This window comes from Bradyrhizobium sp. UFLA05-153 (assembly GCF_054185185.1).
The window spans coordinates 1-4,147 of sequence record NZ_JBBIAM010000262.1; the positions used below are offsets into that span (position 1 = coordinate 1).

General features: G+C 59.8%; 2 protein-coding genes and 1 pseudogene. All 3 read left to right on the forward strand.

Going from position 1 to position 4,147, the window contains the following annotated elements:
• Positions 1 to 249: 249 nt before the first annotated feature.
• The 3 genes and pseudogenes from Q2941_RS50965 (at position 250) to Q2941_RS50975 (ending at position 3,851) form a co-directional block, all read left to right on the forward strand.
• A complete protein-coding gene (locus Q2941_RS50965; protein WP_458197444.1) occupies positions 250 to 513 on the forward strand; it encodes a DUF4242 domain-containing protein in 264 nt (87 codons plus the stop codon).
• Positions 514 to 539: 26 nt separating this feature from the next.
• A pseudogene (locus tag Q2941_RS50970) lies at positions 540 to 686 on the forward strand (double zinc ribbon domain-containing protein); the annotation flags it as partial.
• Between the two features lie 156 nt (positions 687 to 842).
• Complete coding sequence (locus Q2941_RS50975) at positions 843 to 3,851, forward strand: ATP-binding protein (RefSeq protein WP_458197445.1); 3,009 nt, start codon at positions 843 to 845, stop codon at positions 3,849 to 3,851.
• Positions 3,852 to 4,147 lie beyond the last annotated feature (296 nt).

Below are 4,147 nucleotides of genomic sequence, written 5' to 3' on the forward strand. Positions count from 1 at the left end.
GACGCCAGAACATCAGCCGCCTGCAATGATTGGCGACCACGGCCGCGTGCCGACCTATCCGTTTGCACACAACCAAGACCCAATGCGGACTTAGAGGCGGCTCGCCCGAGCAGCGATCTGGCATTGGCTGACAAAACCAGTGGGATGTCAGAAGGCACCAACTGTGCCGCTCGTAGCCTCTCGCCGACGCCGTGCCGTGGTGCTAAAATACGTTAACCGCACCGTGCGGTGATCTGCCGGGAGGTGGACATGACCGTATACATGGTAGAACGTGACTTGAAGGGCATCACCATGGAGCAGCTTGCAGCCGCTCAACGGCGTGCGATCGACACATCGACCGATTTCTCGACGCGTGGAAAGCCGGTTCGGTATATTCGTTCGACCTTTGTGCCGGGCGAAGAACGTTCAATGTGCCTTTTTGAGGCTTCGGATCCGGACCTCGTGCGTGAGGTGAACGACGAGGCAAAAATACCATACGTTCGTGTCATCGAAGCTCTCGACCTGACACCCTGACGGGGTGTCGAGAAACTGATACGTCCGTGGTCGCGCCAGTAGCGGAGCAAGTTTGTGCCTCCTGCGGAGCGAAGAACCCTTCCTGCGCCCGATTTTGTATGGAATGCGGGGCAGGTCTGCCGCGAACTTGCGCTGCCTGCGGTGCTGAAGCACCCAGCCAAGCCAAGTTCTGCATGGCCTGCGGCACTTCGTTCGATGCATGGACAGAAAAGACGAGTGTGAGCGCGCACCGAATTGCCTCCTCTGATCGGCCTTCAATCGTTACGCCAAAACACATAGCTGAGCGAGTTCTTCGTGATCGCGATGCGATGCAGGGGGAGCGGAAGGCGGTGACGGTTTTGTTCGCCGACATCAAGGGCTCAACCAGTCTGATCCAGCATGAAGATCCCGAGGAAGCGAGCCTGATCTTGCAAACTGTGCTGCGCAGCATGATCGAGGCTGTTCACCGGTTTGACGGCGTGGTGAGCAAGATCATGGGCGATGGCTTAATGGCGCTCTTTGGTGCGCCACTCGCTCTAGAGGACCACGCCGTCCGAGGTTCATACGCGGCGCTGGCGATGCGGCAAGCGGTTCGGGACAAGGCAGCGGAGCTGCGCAGAGCCCGCGGAATCGAGGTGCAGGTCCGAATTGGCTTGAACTCTGGCGAGGTGGTCGTGTTGGGGATCGGGACAGATCTCCACATGGATTACGATGCGGTTGGAGCAACCGTCCACCTAGCTGCTCGAATGGAGCAGACCGCCCCGCCAGATCGCATCAGAATAACATCCAACACAGCGGATTTGGTCGGGAACAGTATGCAGCTTGATCCGCTCGGCCCTATACCAGTTTCCGGGTTCAGCGAAGCTGTTCCTGTTTTCGATTTGCTAGACAGCGTGCAACCTGAGTTTCGCGCCGAACCCTCTGCGCCTTCCCCGCTAGTGAATCGCGTCCGCGAAATGGAAGTTCTCGGGGACGCAGCGCGGCGGGTGAGCAACGGTAAAGGTCAGACCGTCTCTCTCATGGGTGCAGCCGGGATTGGCAAGAGCCGATTATGTCTCGAGTTGAAGCGAAAGCTGCGAGCTGAAGGTTGGCTCTGTTTGATTGCCCGGCCAGCTCCCCATGAGGCGGACGAGCCGTGGCTCGCGATCCGGCACATGCTTCGCTCCTTCTTTGGGAGGGTGACGGATGCCGACGCCGCCGAGCGCATCCTGGAGCAGATCTCCACGTGCGACCCAATCCTTTCGGCCGCAGCTCCAGCACTCTTTGAACTCATGGGAGCTGAGATTCGAGAGCCTTCATGGCGTGCTCTGAAGCCTGTCGAGCGACGCCAGAGGATGATAGACGCCTGTGGAGGCTGGCTCGTCGCCGAGAGCCGAGCGCGTCCGATTCTTATTGTCGCTGACGATTTTCAATGGATCGACAGCGAGTCCGAGAGCGTGCTTCGCTCCGTTGCTGATCTCCTTGCCGGTGCATCGATTCTGCTTGTCATCTCCTCTCGCATCGAAGCTGCGGGTCGGGCGTTTTTCGGATCAGCAACCCACATCCGACTTCAGCCGCTCGAACCGGAAGATAGCGAGCAACTCCTAAGCCACCTGATGGGTGAACGTGCTCCTGTCGGCGGCGCACTCAACGAGCTGATCGCACGAGCGGCAGGTAATCCTCTCTACCTGAGCGAAATCGCCCGGGCGCTACTGGAAACGGGTGAGCTGTCGCCCGACACACTTCCTCCAACGGTACAAGCAATCATTGCGGCCCGCCTTGACGCGCTCGCTGGTCCTGAAAAGGTGCTTCTGCAAGCTGCATCCGTACTTGGTCATGAGTTTGAGCTTGCGCATCTTTCTGAGACCGTAGGACGGGCACAGGAAGAGGTTCGGACATCGCTTGGAGTGCTTCAGATTCGCGGCTTCATCCAGGAAAGACGTGTCTTTCCAGAGATTTCCTTCGGATTCGACCAACCTCTCGTCCGAGAAGTCGCTTATCGCAGCCTTCTGAAGGAGCGACGGCGCGACCTACATCGAAGTGCCTTCCTCAGCCTGCGAAAGAGCAAGGGCGACGGCTGTGCCTTGTGGGCCGGTAGTTTAGCCCATCACTCGTTTGAAGCAGCACTGTGGGATGACGCCGCGCAGTTTTGTCGTTTGGCCGGATGTCGAGCGGCTACGCAGTCGGCCTACAAGGAGGCGGCATCACTATTTCGGAATGCGCTCGCCGCATTGGCGAACACTGCTGAGTGCCCGGAGCGGCAGCGCAAAAAAATCGACCTCCAAATAGAACTACGTCACGCTCTCTTTCCTACGGGCGGATTCGCTGAAATTGGCAGCGTGTTAGCGAAGGCACATGAGGAAGCCGAGGCCTTGGGAGACAAGGCACGGCTCGGCTTAGTGCTAATGCACGAGACTACCCATCATCTCGGAGCAGGCCGTCACCAGAAGGCAATTCAAGCAGGGATCCGTGCTCTCGCAATCGCGGATGAGCTAAAGGATAACAGCACACGGCGGGACATCCTTTTCCATCTGGTTCAAGCGAACGCGAGCGGCGGCGGCTATAGCGCCGCAATCGATTTTGGAGAACGCCTCGTTGAAGGCCCGCCTGACGGTCCGGCAGGAGTAACCACCTCTTGTCTAGCCCGGATGTGGCTGGCGTGGTGCTCCGCTGAGCTGGGGCGGTTTGACGAGGCGCACGCGCACGCCTCAGCCGCGTTTTCCGCGTCGCGAGACTCTGGCCAACCGCTACCGATCCTATTAGCGCACCTCGGGCGCGGTCTCGTGCATCTGCGCGAGGAACGGTTCGCCGATGCAGCCGCTTGGCTAGAACCAGCCCTCTCTTTCAGCCATAAGCCCAGCCTTCGGGGCTGGTGGGGAGCACTCGGGTCGCCGCTCGGGCGTGCTTGGCTGGGCTTGGGTCGGGTTACAGAAGCCATATCGCTGCTTGAGAAAGTCGTCGCCCACAGCGCCTCGCCGCGGGGTAGCGGCCATGTGCTTCGCTCGATTCACCTCGCGGAAGCTTATCTTGCTGCCGAGCGACTTCCGGCCGCGGCCACGCTGGCCAATGAGGCCCACGCACTCGCACGCGCGCACGGTGAGCGGGGGCATGAGGCATACGCTCTCCTGCTCCTCGCTGAACTAGCGCGAGCGGGAGAGCGGATTGACGAGGCGATTAACTACGCCCGTGAAGCCCGGCAGCTTTGTGCTGAACTCCAGATGCAGCCACTCGTTCGGCGAGTTGCCAAATCGTTAGGAGAGTGGGAGGCGCATGGCTTCAGTGTCGTCGAGCAAGGCTCTGCCGAGCGCCCACCTCATGCCGATCCAATGGAATCCGGCGCTATACGACAGGAGGGAGTGTCAATCGCCAAGATGCGCTAAGCGGCGACGAAGTGTCAGTCAGCAGCATGGGCTCTGCACCGGCACCACGGTTGTCCGCAAAGAAAATGGGGTGGCAGCGGCTCACCAGGCACGGAAGGTCTGCTTCTGGGCCCTTCGCGTCATTTCGCTGCTCGCAGCAATTCTGTTGCTTTTGGAGCGAAGCGGACATCAACTCGTCGGCGCAGCCCGCAGACTCGGTCGAAAATGACCCATAGCGGTGTGCGCCAGGAAAGCTGGCAAAGAATAGGAGGTGAAAGTCCCCCATGGGGTAAGGACTAGCCATCCACCCCGACCCC

Coding starts and splice junctions, on each gene's coding strand:
- Q2941_RS50965 (WP_458197444.1), top strand. CDS start 250: ATGACCGTATACATGGTAGAACGTGACTTGAAGGGCATCACCATGGAG.